The following is a 19,387-nucleotide window of genomic DNA, read 5'->3' as shown; positions in this document are numbered from 1 at the left end:
GGAGGCGGGCGAACCTCAACCAAACCGACCTTGCTCCGCGAGCGCGGCCGCTCGATTTCCGCAACCCGCCGTGCCTCACCCGGCGTGTCGGTCGCGGACTGCGCGTCAGACAGGTCAGATCGAAATCTGCTGACCTGATCTGGAGGAGGCGCAGCAGAATGAGCCGTTGAGATCAAACGATCCCCAAGATCGCGGCTACCGGTAATCGGCCGGGTTAAGTCGGTGGCGCGTCATCTTATCGTAGAGAGTCTTGCGCGGCAGGCCGAGCGATTCAGCGGCCGCGCGGACGTCCCCGCCCGCGACCTGCAGCTCCTCCCGAATGAGCCGGCTCTCGTAGCGGTCCATCTGCTCGGCAAGCGTTCCGGCGGACCCCTCGGGCGCGACCTGATGCACTTCGACGAAGCCCAGGGCGTAGCGTTCGGCGAAGTGGCCGAGTTCGCGGACGTTGCCAGGCCAGGCGTGCTCCCGAAGGTGATCGCGAATGGCCTGGGTGATCGCCGGCACCGCCTTCCCGAAGCGCTCGGCCGCGCGGCGCAGGAAGTGCTCGAATAGCAGCATCACATCATCGCCCCGGTCGCGCAGGGGCGGGATCGCCACCGTTATGACGTTGAGGCGGTGGTAGAGATCGTCGCGGAACGTGCCCTGCGCCGCCGCTTGCCCGAGATCGACCTTGGTGGCTGCCACGACCCGCATGTCGACCGGCCGCACCTCGTTGGTGCCGAGCGGTTCCACGGCGCGCTCCTGGAGCACCCGCAGGAGCTTGACTTGAAGTGGCAAAGGCATGCTCTCGATCTCGTCGAGGAACAGCGTGCCGCCGTGGGCATGCTCGATCCGGCCCACGCGGCGCTTGACTGCCCCGGTGAAGGCGCCCGCCTCGTGCCCAAACAGCTCGCTCTCCACCACGGAGTCCGGCAGGGCACCGCAATTCATCGCCACAAGATTGCGCCCGGCGCGGCGGCTCCAGCGGTGCAGGGCGCCCGCCACCACCTCCTTGCCGGACCCGGTCTCGCCGAAGACGAGCACGTCGACATCGGCTCGCGCCACCTCGCGCACGAGCGTCCGCAGACGGACCATCGCGGGGGAATCGCCCAGAAAGGCGGAGTCCTCCTTGACCGCCGCGTCGAGCCGGGCACGCAGCGCCCGGTTCTCCAGGACGAGACGCCGCCTCTCCAGTGCCCGGCGCACCGAGGCGACCAGTGCCTCGGCCGGATAGGGCTTGGCCAGGAAATCGTAGGCACCGCCCTGCATGGCCGCCACGGCCATGCGGATGTCGCCGTGGCCTGTGATCAAGATCACCGGCAGATCCGGATCAACCCGTTGCAGCCGTGCCAGAAGGCCGATCCCGTCGAGGCCCGGCAGACGCACGTCGCTGATCACGACGCCTGGCGGAGAGGCCAGGATCGCCGCGAGGGCCGGCTCGGCCGCCGGGAAGGCCTCGACGGCAAAGCCATCGAGCTCCAGACTCTGGCCGTTGGCCCGGCGCACCTCGGCTTCGTCGTCGATGAACACGACGCGCTCGGGCGTTCCCGCTCCGCCTTCACTCACTGCGCCGCCCCCACGCGCTGCCCCGATGCCCGATCCGCCCCCGCCGCCCGGATGAGCTCCATCCGGAAAACCGTGCCGCCCCCCGGTTTGCAGACCAAGGTCAGGTTCCCACCGCAATCCTCCACGATCCCGCGGGCGATGGCGAGGCCGAGCCCGAGGCCGTCGCTCTTGGTCGTGAAGAACGCATCGAAGACTTGGCCGCGCTCCGCCGTCGGGATCCCGGGGCCGGTGTCAGTCACTTCCACCGCCACGCGCTCGGAAACCGCGGCATCGACGCGCAGACTGACGCGGGCGTCGGGACGTCCGGCCACCGCGTCGAGGGCGTTCTGGAGAAGGTTGACCAGCACCTGCTCCAGACGCGGCCCGTCCCCGAGGACGCGCAGCTCCGGATCGGACGCGTCCGCCTCCAGGGGCACGCCCAGGGCGGCGGCGCGGGCGCGCACCAGTTCCAGTGCGTTGTCCAGCACTCCGCCAAGCGGCACCGGCTCCCGGCGCGGCGAGGCGCGCCGGGCGAACCCCTTGAGCTGTCGCGTAAGCCCGGCGATGCGATCGGTGAGCCGGCCGATGGCGGCGGCGTTCTCGGCCGCGTCCTCCGTCCGGCCGCGGCGGACGAGGACCGCAGTGTTGTCCGCGTAGGAGCGGATCGCGGCGAGCGGCTGGTTGATCTCGTGCGCCATGCTGGCGGCGAACTGTCCGAGAGCCGCAAGCCGGCCGGCCTGGGCGAGCTCGCGGCCGAGGCGCTCGCGCTCGGCCTCAGCGCGCTGCCGCTCCTCGATCTCGGCGCGCAGCTGCGCGTTGGCTTCCCGCAGGGCGCGGGTTCGCTCAGCGACGCGGCTCTCCAGCTCTGCCCGGCGCGAGGCCGCTTCCGCAAGCCGCGCCCGCGTCCGGCGGCCCCGGTCAGCCAGGGCTACGGCCCCGAAGCCCGCCAGCGCCGTGGTCAGGGCAGCGATGATCCAGGCCTGAAGCCGCTCGCGCTCCACTGTGGTTCCGACCGGGGTCAGCGTGTGCAGGGTCCAGCCGGTCCCGGGCACAGGCGCCTGGGTGGTGATCGCCGTCCAGGCCGGGAGCGCCCCACGCCCGATGCGACTGACATCGGCCTGGCCGGTAGCATGCAGGGGCAACCGCTCCAGCGCCGCGGTTCCGAACTCGCGACCCGCCTTGATCCGGGCGCGTTCGGCAGCGTCCAGGGCGTCGAGCGTCCCGAAACGCCAGGACGGCTCGCTGGTGACGAGGACGATGCCGCGGGCATCGGTGACGAACGTGACTTGCTGAGCGGCCCGCCAAGCCGCCTCGACCGCGTCGAATTCGACCTTGACCACCACGACCCCGACCGCCGCGCCGATGCGCCGGGCCAAGTAGAGACCGGGCCGGCCGCTGACGGTGCCGAGGGCGAATTGCGAACCCGCACCCTCCGTGAGCGCCTGCCGGAAGTACGGACGGAATGCGTAGTCGCGCCCGACGAAGCTTCCGTCGCCACCGGCATTGCTGGCCGCCACCGTCACACCTTCGGCACCGATGACGTAGATCACCGCCGCGCCGGTGGCCGCTGCCACTTCGGAGAGCCGGCGGTCGACCCGGTCCAGGAGTTCGCGCCCGGCTCCCGAAGCGACCGCCGCAGCGACCTCCGGGTCGGCGGCGAGCGCCAGCGGCAGGGATGCCTGCTTCTGCATCTCGGCAAGCAGCAAGCCGACTTGGAGCCCGATCGCCGATCGGGCCCCGCGCCGCAGATCCGTGAGCGCCCAGCGCTCCGCGGTGCGTCCCGCGAGCCAGGCCGCGGTGACGATTGCGCAAAGGCAGGCGAGGACGATCAAGCCGCGACCCGGCATGATCCGGGCCGCCCGCCCCCGCGTGGTTTCCGAGGCCTCGATCACGGACCATCCACCGGAGCGGAGATCCAGACCGTTCCGGCCATGTGGGTGCGGATTTCCGCACGACCGGCGACCCGGCAGCCGATCAGCGTTCTAAAAAATCTCATACGGAACAAAGCTTTAACAAAAGATCGCCAGCGCCCATCCCGTGGCACGGCCGTTGCCATTCACAGAATGAAACACAGCCATGTCCTCAAGGCAAAGCTGTGTTCCGGAAGGCCAAGACCAAGCGCGGACCCTGCCGGACTACGCCGGCGCCAGCCGCCCCGATGAAACCCGACGACAGGGAGAACGCCCCATGGTTGCCGTACCATCCCCGCTCACAGCACCCCATCCGCCCGCCAAGCCCAGGCCGATCTACAGGACCTTGTACTTCCAAGTCCTGGTCGCGGTGGCGATCGGCATCCTGCTCGGACATTTCTATCCGCAGCTCGGCGCCGAGCTGAAGCCGCTCGGTGACGCCTTCATCAAGCTCGTCAAGATGATCATCGCCCCGGTGATCTTCCTCACTGTTGTCTCCGGCATCGCCGGGATGACCAACCTCGAGAAGGTCGGCCGTGTCGGCGGCAAGGCGCTGATCTACTTCCTGACGTTCTCGACGCTGGCGCTGATCGTCGGCCTCGTCGTCGCCAACGTGCTCCAGCCCGGCAACGGACTGCACATCGACCCGAAGTCGCTCGATCCGAAGGCGATCGCCACCTACGCCGGCAAGGCGAAGGAGCAGAGCATCGTCGATTTCCTGATGAACATCATCCCCACGACGGCTGTCGGCGCCTTCGCGGGCGGCGAGATCCTGCAGGTGCTGTTCTTCTCGGTGCTGTTCGGCTTCGGCCTCGCCTTCCTGGGTGACCGCGGCAAGCCGGTGCTCGACATCATCAAGGTGCTCTCCGAGGCGATCTTCGGCGTCGTCAACATCATCATGAAGGTCGCCCCGATCGGCGCCTTCGGCGCGATGGCATTCACGATCGGCAAGTACGGCATCAGCTCGCTGGCCAACCTCGCCTACCTCGTCGCCGCCTTCTATCTGACGTCGGCGATCTTCGTGCTGGTCGTGCTGGGAGCGGTCGCCCGCTACAACGGCTTCTCGATCATCAAGCTCATCCGCTACATCAAGGAAGAGTTGCTTCTCGTGCTCGGCACGTCCTCGTCCGAGTCGGCGCTGCCCTCGCTGCTGGAGAAGATGGAGCGGGCCGGCTGCTCGAAGCCGGTGGTCGGCCTCGTGGTGCCCACGGGCTACTCGTTCAACCTCGATGGCACCAACATCTACATGACCATGGCGGCGCTGTTTATCGCCCAGGCGACCGACACACCGCTGAGCCTCGGCGAGCAGGCGCTGCTGCTGCTCGTGGCGATGCTGTCCTCGAAGGGGGCGGCGGGCGTCACGGGCTCGGGCTTCATCACCCTGGCGGCGACGCTGGCGGTGGTGCCGTCCGTGCCGGTGGTCGGCATGGCACTGATCCTTGGGGTCGACCGGTTCATGTCTGAGTGCCGGGCTCTGACCAACTTCATCGGCAATGCGGTCGCCTGCATCGTGGTTGCGCGCTGGGAGAACGAGGTCGATGAAGCCAAGCTCGCCGACGCCCTCGCCGGACGGAGCGTGCGTGAAGCTGTGCCGACGGGCGCGCTGCAGCCGGCTGAGTAATGGAAGCCGCAGTCGGTCGCCGCGCGCGACCGACTGCGGACAGAGCAGGCGGACCGGCCAATCGCTGCCATTGGACCGGTCCTGGCCCTCGAGCGTTCGGCGAACCCGCGGACATCCCGCGCAGGCACAGGCATCCATTCCTGATCCGACGGGAAAGCGGCACGCCCAATTCGGATCCCATCAGTCCGATCGGCCGGTCGGCGGCAGAGGGCGCGATGCAATCGGCTCGGCTTGGCCGCACGCGGCCTTGGCAGTCGCGGCGCTCAAGTCGGAGAAGCGACGCTCGTTGTGATACGGGGACGGCGCGTTGCGCCGCACGCTGAGCGGCGAAGATTGCCGTGGTCATGATGCCGGCGACACCGGTACGCGGCGGCCGCCTGAAAGCGATGCGTTCGGGCGCCGGAGCGCGCCCGGATACACCCTTCGACCGGCATGCATCTGCCAGGCGAGCCGACGAAGGCGGATCGGCGAAGGTATCAGGTAGGCTGCGCCAAAGACCGCCCTCGATCTTCCAATGATGCGGCAAGCATCGTCGCCACCGCGAGCGCGGTCAGTAGGATCATCACGTCGCTCGCCGCGCCCAACAAGGCATGCTCGCTCACCCCAATTGTACGTCCGTGAACGCCAGACGCTAATTCCAAGCGCCATGCGAGCAACGTGGAAGCAGTTGCCACCCCTGTTGCCGTGCCGAATGCCCGCATGAGGTTCAACAGGCCGCCCGCCTGTCCGGCATGCTCGGCCGGTGCCGCCGCTAGAGTGGCGCTGTTGTTCGGGGCGATGAACAAGCCGAGTCCCACCCCATACATGGCCAGCAACATCATCATGGCCGGCTCGCTGCTGGGATTGCCGGTGAGCGTTCGGCTCAGACCGACAGTCGCAGCCGCGCACAATCCCATGCTGACCTTTGTCGTAAGACGCGGCCAGTGCTCTGAGAGGCTGCCGCTAAACGGCGCCACCACGCCGAGCGCAACGGGTATGATGGCGAGCCGCAGTCCCGCCGAAAGCGGCGCGTCGTGGTAGCCGCGCACCAGCGCGAACGACATGGTGAAGAACATCCCGTACAGCATCGCGTAGGACAGCAAGGTGGCGACCGTCTTGCCGGTGAAGGCACGCGACCGAAACAAGCCCAAGTCGATCAGCGGTTCAGGGGCACGCTTCTCCCACCAGACAAACCCTGTCAGCAAAACGGCTGCTGACGTCGCGCAGATGAGCAGCGCGGGCGAGTATGGCCCCCAGGCATTCAGCTCGGTGAGCGTCATCATCAACGCGCTCAGGGCTGGGATCAGCAAAAGTGCGCCCCACCAGTCGAACGTAACTGCCTCGCTGAGCCGCGCGCTCACCGGCACGAGCACCCAGCCCAGCACCGCTCCGAGAGCAGCGAACGGCACGGTCACCCAGAAGATCCAGTGCCAGCCGAGGTTGCTCAGCAGCAGGCCACCGAGCGCTGGTCCCGTACTCACACCGATGGCCTGGGCGCTGGCGAACAGTCCCATCGCACGTCCACGCTGAGATTGATCTGTGGCTGCCACGAGGATGACGATGCTGTTCGCCCCGAGCAGAGCTCCGCTCATGCCTTGCAGCACGCGAAAGGCGATGAGCCACGGCAGACTCGGGGCTAATCCGCATAGAGCCGAGAACAGCCCGAACAGCGCGAAGCCGAGAAGGTACATCAGCTTGCGCCCGGCAATTTCGGCCAGCCGAGCGTAGACGGGCAGCACCGCGGCGAATGCGAGGCTGTAGCCCACCGCGACCCAGCTCACCTGATCGAGCGACGCATCGAAGGCTTGCTCCAGAGCTGGCAATCCCAGCTGGACGATGCTGGCATCGATCTGCCCGGCGGCGGCGCCTAGACAGGTGACGCAGACGACAAGCCAAGTATAGACGCCGAGCCGAGCGAAGGACTTGCTCGGAACCGGCTCCTGCAAGATGAACCTAGCTCGCTGACGCTGCACTTCCGGTGCGACAGGAACCTGCCTTTCCATGTCGAACTCCCGGCTCAGCCTTCGGGAGTAGAGCCCAGCAGACAGGCCAGATTCAAGCCGAAATCACCGGACCGGCCGGTCGTCGATTAACGGGGATGAGCTTGTTGTGGGCTCGCAAAGCCTATAATGCCGCTGCTGCATCAATATCAGCGTCATTCTTGAGCTAACACCGCGACCGTCTTTGGTAGTACATAAATTACAAGTAATCGTCGGTGATCGGACGTATAAAGGGGGCTCTCGTAATTTCGGCTTCCAAGATGCTCTCGAGGCCTGCTCGGTAGCTGTGATGGGCGCAACGCTGCCGGGCTGGCTTCGGGCCCGTCGCGCAGTGCCCCCGGACCCGGCAAAGTGGACCGCGCTCAGCGCAATGTTCTCGGTGATCCTGCACCAACGTTCGGATCAGACCGCCCGGTGGGGTAGGACGATCCCGCAACCGGTCAGGAACGACAAAGGCCGCGAAGGTGCGGCCTTGTAAATCAATAAATGGGTTGGAAAAACTGGAGCGGGCGAAGGGATTCGAACCCTCGACCCCAACCTTGGCAAGGTTGTGCTCTACCCCTGAGCTACACCCGCTCACTAGTGCCGCGCCGCCCGAACTTTCGTGCCGGCGGCCCCCGGCGGCGCTCTCTAAACACCATTCCGCCGGACGACGCAAGCGTCTCTTTTGCCCCGGGCGCCGATTCACCAATTCGGGGCGGGCGGACGTCCCAGGCGGAGTTCGTCGAGGCGGGTCCGCGTCCCGCGTGTCGTGTCGTCAGGCAGCGCATCGATCGGAAAGAATGCGCAGGCGGCGATCTCGCGGTCCGGGACCTTCGGCTGCGGGATGGTGAAGGCCTCAAGGATGAACAGCGCGACGTGGTCCCGCGGAGCCGCGACCACATTGCGGTAGAGGCCGTGGAGGCGGAGCCGCTCCCCGGCGACGATCCCCGTCTCCTCGCGGAACTCCCGGACCATCGCGTCGTGCGCGGTCTCGCCCCGCTCCACGCCGCCGCCCGGGAGGTGCCACCCGCTGACATAGGTGTGACGTACCAGCGCCACGCAGCCCTGCGCATCAAGGGCGATGCCGCGCACGCCGAGCGTCATGCCCCGGGATGCGAGAGCCCCGAGGTGAAACAGGTGCCGGAACAGCGGCCGATCGAGGATCATGTCGGATCAGGCGACGTCGAGCGTGATCGCGCCGAGCCCGTCAATGGCCGCCATCATTCGCTGTCCGCGCTCGACGGGACCGACGCCGGAGGGCGTGCCGGTGAAGATCAGGTCGCCCGGCTGGAGGATGAAGTACTCCGACAGGTAGGCGATCTGCTCGGCCACCGACCAGATCATATCGCCCAGATCGCCCTTCTGGCGCGTCTCGCCGTCCACCGACAGGGTGATCGAACCGCGCCTCGGGTGCCCAATCTCGGAAGCCGGGTGCAAAGCGCCGATCGGGCCCGAGCCGTCCGCTGCCTTCCCGAGATCCCAGGGCCTCGCCATCTTCTTGGCCTCGTCCTGGAGATCGCGGCGGGTCATGTCGAGGCCGACCGCGTAGCCGTAGACGTGGTCCAGGGCGCTCGCCACCGGGATGTCGCTGCCGCCGCCGGCGAGCGCAGCCACCATCTCGACCTCGAAGTGGTAGCTCCGCGTCTTCGGCGGGTACGCATGGGGCGTCGGCTCGGCACCGACGATCTGGAGCGCGTCGGCGGGCTTCATGAAGAAGAACGGCGGCTCGCGGTCCGGGTCCGCACCCATCTCGCGGGCATGGGCGGCGTAGTTGCGGCCGACGCAGTAGACGCGCCGGACGGGAAAGAGGTCGCTGCTGCCGACGATCGGAAGCGCGACGCGGGGCGGGTTCTGGATGACGGAGAGCATCTCTGCCTCTGCGGTGGATCGTTCGACGGCCGGACGACGCTCCGCCCGGCAACTACCGGACCGTTGTAAGCTCCGCGCCGGCCCGCGCCATCCCGGCGCTTGCCACGACGGCGCTGTGGCCTACAAAATTTTACCGATGACTCCGATGGCCGCCTCCCTCGACACTCTGCTCGCCGCGCTCCGGGATGGCCTGGGCGATCGGCACGTGGTGACCGATCCGGAGGACATGGCGCCCTACCTGGTCGAGAGCCGGAAGCTGTTCACCGGCTCGGCTCTCGCCGTCCTGCGCCCTGGCAGCACCGAGGAGGTCGCCTTCGCGGTCCGCGCCTGCACGCAGGCGGGCGTCGCGGTGGTTCCCCTCGGCGGCAATACCGGGCTCACTGGCGCCGGGGTGCCGCACGGTGGTGTCGTCCTCTCCCTGGAGCGGCTGGTGCGGCTGCGCGCGGTCGATCCCGTGGACGCCACCATCACCGTGGAGGCCGGGATGATCCTGCAGGAGGTGCAGGCGGCGGCCGACGCGGCCGGCATGCTGTTCCCGCTTTCCTACGCGTCGCGCGGCTCAGCCCGGATCGGAGGCGGCATCAGCACGAACGCGGGCGGTATCGCGGTCCTGGCCTACGGCAACGCGCGGGACCTCGTCCTCGGTCTCGAAGTGGTCCTGGCCGACGGACGGGTCTGGAACGGGCTCAAGGCCCTGCGCAAGGACAACGCCGGCTACGACCTGAAGCAGCTTTTCATCGGGTCCGAGGGCACGTTGGGTATCGTGACCGCGGCCGTGCTCAAGCTGTTCCCGAAGCCCAGGACCACCGGCGTCGCCTTCGTCGGTCTGGATTCGGCGCGGGCGGCCCTCGATCTGTTCGTGTTCCTCCGGTCCCGGCTGGACCGGGACCTCACGGCCTTCGAGTACCTGCCGCCCTTCGCCCTGGAGATCGTCCTGCGGCATGTTCCGGGTACGGTCCGTCCGCTGGCGGATCCGCACGGCGCCTACGCGCTGATCGAGGCGGCCTCGGCGCGGCCGGATGCCGATGCGCGTGCCGGGTTGGAGGCCGCCCTTTCAGACGCCATGGCGGATGGCCTGATCGCCGACGCGGCAATCGGCGCGAGCGGCGCGCAGGACTACGCCCTCTGGCGCCTGCGCGAAGGCGTTCCCGAGGCCCAGACGCGGGAAGGCGCTTCGATCAAGCACGACATTTCGGTGCCGCTCTCGCGCCTGCCCGACTTCCTGGAGCAGGCCGAAGACGCCTGCATCGCCGCGATGCCGGGTCTCAGACCCTGCGGCTTCGGGCATTTCGGCGACGGCAACATCCACTTCAACCTGACGCAGCCCGCGGAGATGCCGCCTGCGGACTTCCTGGCGGAATGGGGTCGGTTCAACCGCATCGTCCACGACATCGTCCACGGCCTCGGCGGCTCGATCGCGGCGGAGCACGGGGTCGGCCTGATCAAGCGCGACGAGCTCGAACGCTACGGCGATCCGGTGGGTCTCGACCTGATGCGCCGGCTGAAGGGCGCGATCGACCCCCTGAACCTTCTCAATCCCGGCAAGGTCATCGCGCTCAGGCCGGACAGCTGACAGCGTCACGCGGCCCGATTTTGTGCGCCGCGCCATAATTCGGGACGCAGATGGGTGCAGGAGAGCCACGCGTCGTCGCGATCCGTCGCGGGCGCCTGAGGTGTTAAGCGGCCGCTAACGCTTCGGACCGACCTTCGCAGAGAGACGACGGCGACGTGTCCGTCACCGCTGGGCATGGCAATTGCTCTGAGGCTTTCCTATCTCGCATGTGCGAGATCGAGACACGACCCGTCCCCGACAGACAGTTCTTGATCCTTCTGGAGACCGACGGAATGCCTACCTCACAGGCCCGCGTGCAGACCACCGAAGCGAGCCGCTACCTGCAGCAGCTCTGCCGGCACTGGAGCCACAAGTTCAAGGTCGAGGCGACCTCCATGCACGGCACCGTGCCCTTCGGCGAGGACCGTATCTGCACCTTCGACGCCGAGCCCGACGCGCTGCTGATGCGGATCGACAGCGCCGACCCGGTCAACCTCACCCGGCTGGAGAACGTGGTCTCCGACCACCTCGCCCGCTTCGCCTTCCGCGAGAGCCTCGGCGACATCCGCTGGTCTCGCGCCGCGTGAGCAACCGCATCCGGACTTCCCGCTAGACCTATAGGAAAACGCGCCGCGCGGGACGCGCAGGCCCGTCCGGCGCGACGCCGGACGGGCCTGCGCGTTTCCGGAGCAAGCCATCTCTGGCGTACCATTTGCGAGCGATACGCGCCCACCCGCCGGGGCGACGACCTGCAGATGCGACCGGGATGGATCGATGAAGCGACGCACCCTGCTGCAAGGCGCGGGAGCGCTGATGGCCGGAGCCCTCGCGCGGCCAGCCCTGGTCCGGGCGGCCTCGGCGACGACGCTGCGCTTCGTGCCCTACGCCGATCTGGCCCTGCTCGATCCGATCATCACGACCAACTACGTCACGCGCACCCACGCGCTGATGGTGTTCGACACCCTCTACAGTCTCGACGCCGCCTACCGACCGCAGCCGCAGATGGTGGCCGGTCACACGGTTTCGGCGGACGGCCTGACGTGGCGCCTGAACCTCCGCGACGGCCTGCGCTTCCACGACGGCACACCGGTGCTCGCCCGCGACGTGGTGGCGAGCCTCAGGCGCTGGTCACAGCGGGATGCCTACGGGGGCGCGTTGTTCGCGACAGTGGACGCGCTGACGGCCCCGTCCGATGCGGTGGTGGAGTTTCGGCTCAAGCGGCCATTCCCCCTCCTGCCGGACGCACTGGCCAAGCCGACCTCCTACGTCCCGGTGATCATGCCCGAGCGGCTGAGCACGGTGCCGGCCACGCAGGCGGTGCCAGAAGTGGTCGGCAGCGGACCCTACCGCTACGTCGCCGACGAGCGGGTGCCGGGCTCACTCAACGTCTACCGCCGGTTCGAGGCCTATCGGCCCCGCCAGGACGGTACGCCGAGCTTCACGGCCGGTCCGCGAATTGCACATTTCGACCGGGTGGAGTGGCGCACGATCCCCGATGGCGGCACTGCCGCCGCAGCCCTCCGCTCCGGTGAGATCGACTGGTGGGAGCAGCCCCTTGTCGACCTCGTCCCTGATCTGATGCGCCAGAGCGCCGTGCGCGTCGAGCTTGTCGAGACCGCGGGACTGATCGGACAGATCCGGCTCAACCACACGCTGCCGCCCTTCGACAACCCGGCGATCAGCCGCGCCCTGCTCTCGGCCGTCGATCAGGGCGAGATGATGGATGCTGTCGCGGGCAGCGACCCGGCCATTCGGCGCGGCCCGGCAGGCGTGTTCACGCCGGGCGGCCCGATGGCCTCGGACGCCGGACTTCACGTGTTCGCCGGCCCGCGCGACTTCGCGGCGTCCAAGCGTGCCCTGGCGGAGGCGGGCTACAAGGGTGAGCGTGTCGTGCTGCTCTCGGGCACCGACGTGCCGCGGATCAACGCGATCTGCGAGGTCATGGCCGACGTCTGCCGCAAGCTCGGGATGAACGTCGATGTCGTGGCCACCGACTGGGGGACGGTCAATCAGCGGATCCTCAGCCCGAAGCCGCTGGACCAGGGCGGCTGGTCGATGTTCGGGATCTTCTCCGGCGGCCTCGACCACCTGTCGCCGGCCTACCATCTGGTGATCCGCGGCAATGGTCGCGCCGGGGTCCCGAGCTGGCTGACCGACGCGCCCCTCGAGGACCTGCGCGCGGCTTGGTTCGCGGAGCCCGACCTCGCGGCCCAGAAGGTCGTGGCCGCGCAGATCCAGGAGCGCGCCCTCGGCGTCGGCGCCTACATCCCGTGCGGCCAGTACTTCCAGCCAACCGCGTATCGGTGCGACCTCGACGGCATGCTCACGGGCCTGCCCCTGTTCTGGAACCTGCGCCGCGCCGCCTGACGCATGGCGGCCGCCTAGCCGATGCTCATGAGGCTGGCATTCCCCCCGGCCGCGGCGGTGTTGATCGCGGTCGAGACCTCCTCAATGAGGCCGGCCGCACCGTAGAGGTCGCCTGCGTTCAGCGCCTCCGACGTGCGCGCCTGGACAGGCACGATCGCCCCGGGGCGCGCCGCGATGGCCTGGTTCAGGCGAAGCAGGCCGGCCGCATCACCTTCGAACAGGACCGCGTGGAGCGCCGGTGCGGCCTCGAGATCCGCGGCCCAAGTAATCCGTGCGGCGCACGCGGGCGGAAGCCCAGGGAGGCTGAATCGCTCGTTCTCCGGGGTGACGACGATCGCGCTGTTCCCGCTGCCTAGAATCGTCCCGAGTTGCACGAGGAGTCCCGTCTCGGTCAGGGCGATTGCGGCGACGCGGCCTCGGGGACGGACCGTGTGAAGGTTGCGCTCGCCGACGGGCCCTTCCAGGATCGTTTCCGCGAAGGTGGGGAAGTGGACGGCCGCGAGACGGTCGGCGATCCGGCCGTGGCCGTTCGAGCGCAGCCAGTCCAGGAACGGGCGGATCGCCGCACCACCGGCTGCCCACTCGCTAACGGCGGCGCTCGACGGCCGCCGGGAGAGCCGGCCGAGATAGAGGGGGCCGCCGGCCTTCGGCCCGGTGCCGGACAGGCCTGAACCGCCGAAAGGCTGCACCCCCACCACCGCGCCGATCACGGTCCGGTTCACGTAACGGTTGCCAGCGCGCACCTGTCCGAGAACATGCGCGATCGTCTCGTCGATGCGGCTGTGCAGCCCGAAGGTAAGGCCGTAGCCGGTGGCATCGATGTCCCCGAGAAGCCGGTCGAGGTCGGTCCGGGCATAGCGCAGGACGTGCAGGACCGGTCCGAACACCTCGTGCCCGACGTCGGCGACGCGCTCGATCTCGATGAGCGTCGGCGGCACGAAACTCCCGTCTCCCGTGCCCGGCGGAAGGGGGACCTGGTGCACGGCGAAGCCGCGGGCGCGCATCATCGCCACGTGGCCGGCAATGGCCTCGGCGGCCGCGGCGGTGATGACTGGGCCGATATCCGTGGAGAGGCGGCGGGGATCCCCGATCGCCATCTCGCGAAGCGCCCCCAGCAGCATCGCGAGCGTCCGGTCGGCGATGTCCTCTTGCAGGCACAGGATGCGCAGGGCCGAACAGCGCTGACCCGCGGAATCGAAGGCTGAGGCGATGACATCCGCCACGACCTGCTCGGCCAGGGCCGAAGAATCGACGATCATGGCGTTCTGGCCGCCGGTCTCGGCGATGACCGCGGCGGGCTCGCCGAAGCGGTTCAGGCGTTCGGCGAGCACGCGCTGGATCTCTTTGGCGACCGCCGTCGACCCGGTGAACATCACGGCCTGCACCCGCGCGTCGCCGACCAAGGCACCGCCGACCGTGCCGTCGCCGGGCACGAGTTGGAGCACGTCATCCGGGACGCCCGACGCATGCAGCATCCGGACGGCCTCGGCGGCGGCGAGCGGCGTCTCCTCGGCCGGCTTGGCGAGGACCGGGTTGCCCGCCGCCAGGGCTGCGGCCACCTGCCCGACGAAGATTGCCAGCGGGAAGTTCCAGGGCGCGATGCAGGCGACCGGCCCGAGCGGGTCCAGCGCGCCGACGAGCGTCCGCTCGGCCTCGGCGGCGTAGTAGCGCAGGAAGTCGATGGCCTCGCGGATCTCGGCCACGGCGTTGCCGAAGGATTTTCCGGCCTCGCGGACGACTAGGCCGATCAAGACCGGCATTCTCGCCTCGAGGGTGTCGGCCGCGCGACGCAGCGTGGTGGACCGAACGCTGCAGGGGGTCGCAGCCCAGGCTGCAGAGGCGGCAGCGGCGCGTGCGATCGCTCGCTCGATCTCGGCCGGCGTGGCCGGCCGCCACGCGCCCACCCGGTCCCGTCCATCCGCCGGATTGATGACGGCCGCGTCGGCCGAAGCGGGATCGCTGCCAGAGGGTACGGCGCACCACTCGGTTTGCCCGCTCACAGCAAGTCCTTCGGCGAGACAGCTGAGCGCCGCCTCGTCGGTGAGGTCGAGGCCGGCCGCGTTGGCACGGGTCGAACCGTAGAGAGCCCGCGGCAACGCGATGCGCGGGTGCGGCGCGCCCGGATGTGCCGCAGCCTCTACCGCGGCGACCGGATCGGCGATGAGCGTCTCCACCGGCACGGTGGCGTCGGCGACCCGGTTGACGAAGGAGGTATTGGCCCCGTTCTCCAGCAGGCGCCGGACCAGATAGGCCAGCAAGGTCTCGTGCGTGCCCACGGGCGCGTAGATCCGGCAGGGCCTCTGCAGGATCTCCCCGGACACCACCGCCTCGTAGAGGGGCTCGCCCATGCCGTGCAGGCACTGGAACTCGTACTGGCCGAGCCGGAATGCCGGGCCCGCCATCTCCACGATTGTGGCGAGTGTCTGCGCGTTGTGGGTCGCGAATTGCGGGAAGACGGCGTCCGGCGCGTTCAGGAGGCGGCGCGCGCAGGCGAGGTACGAGACGTCCGTGTGAACTTTCCGGGTGAAGACCGGGAAATCCGCGAGCCCGTCGACCTGAGCCCGTTTGATCTCGCTGTCCCAGTAGGCGCCCTTCACGAGACGAACCATCAGCCGGTGCCGGCTGCGCCGGGCGAGGTCGATCAGCACGTCGATCACGAAGGGACAGCGCTTGCCGTAGGCCTGCACGACAAAGCCGAGGCCGTCCCAGCCGGCGAGGTCCGGATGGGTCGCGAGGGCTTCCAGGACGTCCAGCGACAGATCGAGGCGGTCGGCCTCTTCCGCGTCGATGTTGAGGCCGATGCCACGCTCCTTCGCCAGGCGCGCGAGCCCAAGCGCCCGCGGCGTCAGCTCCGCCAGGACGCGGGCGCGCTGCATCCGCGAGTAGCGAGGATGCAGCGCCGACAGCTTGACCGAAATTCCGGGTCCGAGAAGCGCGCCGCGACCGGCCGCGGCATCCCCGATCGCCTGGATGGCCTCTTCGTAGGCGCGGAAGTAGCTTTCGGCGTCGTGCGCGGTCACCGCGGCCTCGCCGAGCATGTCGTACGAGTAGGTGAAACCCTTCGCCTCCTGCGGCGCGGCGTTGCGGAGAGCCTCCTCGATGGTTCGGCCGGCGACGAATTGCTCGCCCATCATCCGCATGGCGAGATCGACGCCGCCACGGATCACCGGCTCGCCGCCGCGGGCGATCAGCCGCGTGAGCGCCGCGGACAGGCCGGCCTCGTCTCGGGTCGCTGTGAGACGGCCGGTGACGAGCAATCCCCAGGTCGCAGCGTTGACGAAGGGCGACCGGCTGTGCCCGAGATGGGCGCGCCAGTCGCCGCCCGCGATCTTGTCGCGGATCAGCGCGTCGCGCGTCGCCGTGTCGGGGATGCGCAGCAGCGCCTCAGCGAGGCACATCAGCGCCACGCCCTCCTGGCTCGACAGGGCATACTCGTGGATCAGACCCTCGACGCCCCCGCGGGGCATCCGGCGCCGCAGCGATTCGACGAGTTGCCGGGCTTGATCGGCCACGCGCCGAGCGGCATCGGACGGCAGGCGCGCTTGGTCGAGGAGCGGTCCGACGCAGTCGGGCTCCGGCCGCCGACAGGCCTCGACCACGGCCGCGCGCAGGGGCGACAGGGACGGCAGCGCGGCGGCGAAGGCCCTGAACGGACCGGCGGCACGCTCTGAGTCACGGGCGTCACGCATGGACCATCCCCGAAGCGGGCCGAAGCTTCGCACCTCAGGCCTGCCGCAGGCTACGCCCTCCGGCGTCGCAGTTTAACAGGCGGCGTCTGCCCGTTTGCCTCGCGTCGCGCGCTTTGATACCGGCCGTCGCGGTGGCAGAAGCCCGGACATGACCGCGATCATGATCTACGGCGCCACAGGCTACACCGGCCGGCTCCTGGCCGAGCACGCCGTCGGACAGGGACTGCGACCGATCCTGGCCGGTCGCGACCCCGAGAAGCTCCGTCCCCTCGCCGCGCGGCTCGGGCTCGCGTGGCGCGCCTCCCGCCTCGACGATCCGGACGGCCTGCGCGCCGCCCTGGCGGACGTCGCGGTGGTGATCCACGCGGCCGGCCCCTTCTCGAAGACGGCACGCCCCATGGCCGAGGCCTGCCTCGCCGTGGGCGCTCATTACAGCGACATCACCGGCGAGATCAGCGTCCTGGAGGCTCTGGCCGCGCGGGACGCGGACGCAAAGGCCGCCGGCATCGTCCTCCTGCCCGCGGCGGGCTTCGACGTGGTGCCGAGCGACTGCCTCGCCGCGCATGTGGCGGCGCGACTGCCCGGCGCGAACCGCCTGCGGATCTCGATCGGTGGGTTTGGCGGGTTCAGCCGCGGGACCGCCCGGACCATGGCCGAGGGGATCGCCTGGGGCACGCGGGTGCGGCGCGGCGGCCGGATCGTCGAGTTGCCGAGCCCGCCTCGCGGAAGCGCCGATTTCGGCCGCGGATCCCGGCGCACGGTCGGGCTCGGCTGGGGCGACGTGTCGAGCGCGTGGTACTCGACCGGCGTCCCCGATATCGATGTCTACTTCGAGGCTTTCCCCGCCATGGCGGCGGCGGCGGGGCTGCCGGCCGGCCTCCGCCGGATCATCGCCGGCGAGACGGCGCAGCGGCTGATCAATCGTGGGATCGACCGGCTGCCGGAGGGACCGTCCGCCGCCGCGCGGGCCTCGGCCCGCAGCACGTTCCTGGCCGAGGCCTGGGATGCGACGGGACGGCGCGTTGCCGGCCGGATGGAGACGCCCGAGGGCTACACCTTGACGGTCCGGACGGCCCTGGAGGTTGCCCGACGCCTCGCGGCCGGCGCCGTGGCCGCGGGATTTCACACGCCGGTCACCGCCTTCGGCGCGGATTTCATCCTGGGCTTCCCGGATGTGGTGCGGACGGATCTCTGATCGCGCATTGGTCCCCGCTCGCGCCGTCATCACGAGCGGAGCGATGTGACCCAGGGCGGCGCGCGATCGAAGGGCGTGGCGCGACACTGGGTTGCTTCGCTTCGCTCGCAAAGACGGTTTGGACATTCGCGCGCGTGCTTGGCGGCAGCCTTCCGGCTCACACCGTCGCGCCGATCTGCCAGGGCGCAAACTCCGACGATCCGAAATCGAACTGCTCGCTCTTCGTCCGCTCGCCGCCCGCCACCCGCAGGATCAGATCGAAGATCCGCTGACCCGCTTGCTCGACGCTCTCGGCACCCTCGAGGATCGTGCCGCAATTGACGTCCATGTCCTCTTCCAGCCGCTTGTACATGGCCGAGTTGGTGGCGATCTTGATCGACGGCGAGGGTTTGCAGCCGAAGACGCTGCCGCGGCCGGTGGTGAAACAGACGAGGTTCGCGCCGCCCGCCACCTGCCCGGTGGCCGAGACCGGGTCGTAGCCGGGCGTGTCCAAGAAGACGAAGCCCTTGGCCGTCACCGGATCGGCGTAGCGCACGACGTCGACGAGGTTGGTGCTGCCGGCTTTCGCCATGGCGCCCAGCGATTTCTCGAGGATCGTCGTCAGGCCTCCGGCCTTGTTGCCCGGCGACGGGTTGGCGTCGATCTCCGAGCCTTCCTTGCGGGTGTACTCCTCCCACCAGTGCATCAGGTCGACGAGCTTCTGGCCCACCTCCGGGCTCACGGCGCGGCGGGTGAACAGGTGCTCGGCCCCGTAGGTCTCGGTGGTCTCCGACAGGATCACCGTGCCGCCGTTCCGGACCACGAGGTCGCTGGCGACGCCGAGCGCCGGATTGGCCGAGACGCCGGAATACCCGTCCGAGCCGCCGCACTGCAGGGCGACGATCAGCTCGCTCGCCGGCACCGGCTCCCGATGGACGACATTGGCCTCGGCCAGGATGCCCTTCACGAACGCGATGCCGGCCTCCACGGTTTTCCGGGTGCCGCCGAGGCTCTGGATGTTCATGCTGCGGATCCGGTCGCCGAGCCCCTGCTCCTCCAGGAACGCGCCGATCTGGTTCACCTCGCAGCCGAGTCCGATCATCACGATGTGCGAGAAGTTGACGTGCCGGGCGTAACCCGCGAGCGTCCGGCGCAGGAGCCGCAGGGGCTCGCCCATGGCCATGCCGCAGCCGGTCTTGTGCGTCAGTGCCACGACGCCGTCGACGTTCGGATATTCGGCGAGGGGATCGAGGCCGAGAATCGGGTGGCGGCGGAACGCGTCGGCGATCAGGTCCGCGACGTGCGCGCTGCAATTCACCGAGGTCAGGATGCCGACGTAGTTGCGGGTCGCCACGCGCCCGTCCGGCCGGCGGATGCCCTGGAAGGTCGCGGGCGGCGCGACGAGCCGGGTCGGCCGCGCGTCGACACCGAAGGCGTAGTCGCGGGCGAAGTCGCCCATGCCGAGATTGTGCACGTGCACGTGCTGCCCGGCGGCGATGTCGGCCTTCGCGAAACCGATGATCTGGCCGTACTTGGTCACCGGCTCGCCGACGCGATGGGATCGGACCGCGACCTTGTGGCCGGCCGGAATCCGCTCCGCCGCCGTCACGCTGTCCGTGACCGCCGTGCCGGACTCGATCGCGCCACGCGCCACGACGACGCCGTCGTCCGGACGCAGGGTGATGACGGGATAGCTGGACATCGGTCTCTCCTCACGATC

The 19,387-nt window shown here is 69.2% G+C and carries 12 protein-coding genes and 1 tRNA gene; 5 read left to right on the top strand and 8 right to left on the bottom strand.

The window, feature by feature from the left end; genetic code table 11:
- Positions 1-195: 195 nt before the first annotated feature.
- Together ACLBX9_RS22095 and ACLBX9_RS22090 are read right to left on the bottom strand one after the other, a co-directional pair.
- Positions 196-1,545, bottom strand: a complete 1,350-nt coding sequence (locus ACLBX9_RS22095) for a sigma-54-dependent transcriptional regulator (protein WP_447720431.1) — start codon at positions 1,543-1,545, stop codon at positions 196-198.
- Positions 1,542-3,371 (bottom strand): ATP-binding protein, encoded by a 1,830-nt coding sequence (locus ACLBX9_RS22090; RefSeq protein WP_447720630.1) that lies wholly within the window; start codon positions 3,369-3,371, stop codon positions 1,542-1,544. The genes ACLBX9_RS22095 and ACLBX9_RS22090 overlap by 4 nt, the downstream gene beginning before the upstream one ends.
- Positions 3,372-3,711: 340 nt before the next feature.
- On the opposite strand from ACLBX9_RS22090, the gene ACLBX9_RS22085 reads away from it, so the two are divergent.
- Positions 3,712-5,055 carry a dicarboxylate/amino acid:cation symporter gene (locus ACLBX9_RS22085; RefSeq protein ID WP_010682215.1) on the top strand — a complete coding sequence of 448 codons (1,344 nt, stop codon included), beginning with the start codon at positions 3,712-3,714 and terminating at the stop codon, positions 5,053-5,055.
- Between the two features lie 476 nt (positions 5,056-5,531).
- On the opposite strand, the gene ACLBX9_RS22080 is transcribed toward ACLBX9_RS22085, so the two are convergent.
- The 4 genes from ACLBX9_RS22080 to ACLBX9_RS22065 form a co-directional block, all read right to left on the bottom strand.
- A complete protein-coding gene (locus ACLBX9_RS22080) occupies positions 5,532-7,037 on the bottom strand; it encodes an MFS transporter (RefSeq protein WP_447720430.1) in 1,506 nt (501 codons plus the stop codon).
- A 498-nt stretch (positions 7,038-7,535) separates the two neighbouring features.
- Positions 7,536-7,610, bottom strand: a tRNA-Gly gene (locus ACLBX9_RS22075).
- A gap of 108 nt (positions 7,611-7,718) precedes the next feature.
- Entirely contained in the window at positions 7,719-8,183 is a 465-nt protein-coding gene (locus tag ACLBX9_RS22070; protein WP_039892218.1) for an NUDIX domain-containing protein, read from the bottom strand.
- A gap of 6 nt (positions 8,184-8,189) precedes the next feature.
- Complete coding sequence (locus ACLBX9_RS22065) at positions 8,190-8,885, bottom strand: fumarylacetoacetate hydrolase family protein (protein WP_447720429.1); 696 nt, start codon at positions 8,883-8,885, stop codon at positions 8,190-8,192.
- A gap of 136 nt (positions 8,886-9,021) precedes the next feature.
- Between ACLBX9_RS22065 and ACLBX9_RS22060 the strand changes: the two genes are divergently transcribed.
- The 3 genes from ACLBX9_RS22060 to ACLBX9_RS22050 all read left to right on the top strand — a co-directional run bounded on the left by ACLBX9_RS22060 (position 9,022) and on the right by ACLBX9_RS22050 (position 12,804).
- Positions 9,022-10,458: an FAD-binding oxidoreductase gene (locus ACLBX9_RS22060; protein ID WP_447720428.1), complete on the top strand. Its 1,437-nt coding sequence runs from the start codon at positions 9,022-9,024 to the stop codon at positions 10,456-10,458.
- Positions 10,459-10,730: 272 nt separating this feature from the next.
- Positions 10,731-11,024 carry a DUF2218 domain-containing protein gene (locus tag ACLBX9_RS22055; RefSeq protein ID WP_039892515.1) on the top strand — a complete coding sequence of 98 codons (294 nt, stop codon included), beginning with the start codon at positions 10,731-10,733 and terminating at the stop codon, positions 11,022-11,024.
- A 187-nt stretch (positions 11,025-11,211) separates the two neighbouring features.
- Positions 11,212-12,804, top strand: a complete 1,593-nt coding sequence (locus ACLBX9_RS22050; RefSeq protein WP_039892220.1) for an ABC transporter substrate-binding protein — start codon at positions 11,212-11,214, stop codon at positions 12,802-12,804.
- 14 nt (positions 12,805-12,818) lie between these two features.
- Here ACLBX9_RS22050 and putA read toward each other — a convergent pair whose 3' ends face one another.
- On the bottom strand, positions 12,819-16,493 hold the full coding sequence (putA, locus tag ACLBX9_RS22045) for a trifunctional transcriptional regulator/proline dehydrogenase/L-glutamate gamma-semialdehyde dehydrogenase (RefSeq protein WP_447720427.1): 3,675 nt from the start codon (positions 16,491-16,493) through the stop codon (positions 12,819-12,821).
- A 148-nt stretch (positions 16,494-16,641) separates the two neighbouring features.
- On the opposite strand from putA, the gene ACLBX9_RS22040 reads away from it, so the two are divergent.
- A complete protein-coding gene (locus ACLBX9_RS22040; RefSeq protein ID WP_447720426.1) occupies positions 16,642-17,688 on the top strand; it encodes a saccharopine dehydrogenase family protein in 1,047 nt (348 codons plus the stop codon).
- 157 nt (positions 17,689-17,845) lie between these two features.
- Here the strand turns inward: ACLBX9_RS22040 and ACLBX9_RS22035 are convergent, their stop codons facing one another.
- Positions 17,846-19,369, bottom strand: coding sequence for a UxaA family hydrolase (locus tag ACLBX9_RS22035; RefSeq protein WP_447720425.1), 1,524 nt, complete (start codon positions 19,367-19,369; stop codon positions 17,846-17,848).
- Positions 19,370-19,387 lie beyond the last annotated feature (18 nt).

This window comes from Methylobacterium sp. A49B, from assembly GCF_053346215.1.
This window is presented reverse-complemented; position numbering and strand designations above follow the sequence as displayed.

What these genes read in the sequence shown, in the direction of transcription:
- putA (WP_447720427.1), bottom strand. Translation starts at nt 16,493, where the DNA reads ATGCGTGACGCCCGTGACTCAGAGCGTGCCGCCGGTCCGTTCAGGGCC.
- ACLBX9_RS22080 (WP_447720430.1), bottom strand. Translation starts at nt 7,037, where the DNA reads ATGGAAAGGCAGGTTCCTGTCGCACCGGAAGTGCAGCGTCAGCGAGCT.
- ACLBX9_RS22040 (WP_447720426.1), top strand. Translation starts at nt 16,642, where the DNA reads ATGACCGCGATCATGATCTACGGCGCCACAGGCTACACCGGCCGGCTC.
- ACLBX9_RS22065 (WP_447720429.1), bottom strand. Translation starts at nt 8,885, where the DNA reads ATGCTCTCCGTCATCCAGAACCCGCCCCGCGTCGCGCTTCCGATCGTC.
- ACLBX9_RS22035 (WP_447720425.1), bottom strand. Translation starts at nt 19,369, where the DNA reads ATGTCCAGCTATCCCGTCATCACCCTGCGTCCGGACGACGGCGTCGTC.
- ACLBX9_RS22060 (WP_447720428.1), top strand. Translation starts at nt 9,022, where the DNA reads ATGACTCCGATGGCCGCCTCCCTCGACACTCTGCTCGCCGCGCTCCGG.
- ACLBX9_RS22085 (WP_010682215.1), top strand. Translation starts at nt 3,712, where the DNA reads ATGGTTGCCGTACCATCCCCGCTCACAGCACCCCATCCGCCCGCCAAG.
- ACLBX9_RS22050 (WP_039892220.1), top strand. Translation starts at nt 11,212, where the DNA reads ATGAAGCGACGCACCCTGCTGCAAGGCGCGGGAGCGCTGATGGCCGGA.
- ACLBX9_RS22070 (WP_039892218.1), bottom strand. Translation starts at nt 8,183, where the DNA reads ATGATCCTCGATCGGCCGCTGTTCCGGCACCTGTTTCACCTCGGGGCT.
- ACLBX9_RS22055 (WP_039892515.1), top strand. Translation starts at nt 10,731, where the DNA reads ATGCCTACCTCACAGGCCCGCGTGCAGACCACCGAAGCGAGCCGCTAC.
- ACLBX9_RS22090 (WP_447720630.1), bottom strand. Translation starts at nt 3,371, where the DNA reads ATGCCGGGTCGCGGCTTGATCGTCCTCGCCTGCCTTTGCGCAATCGTC.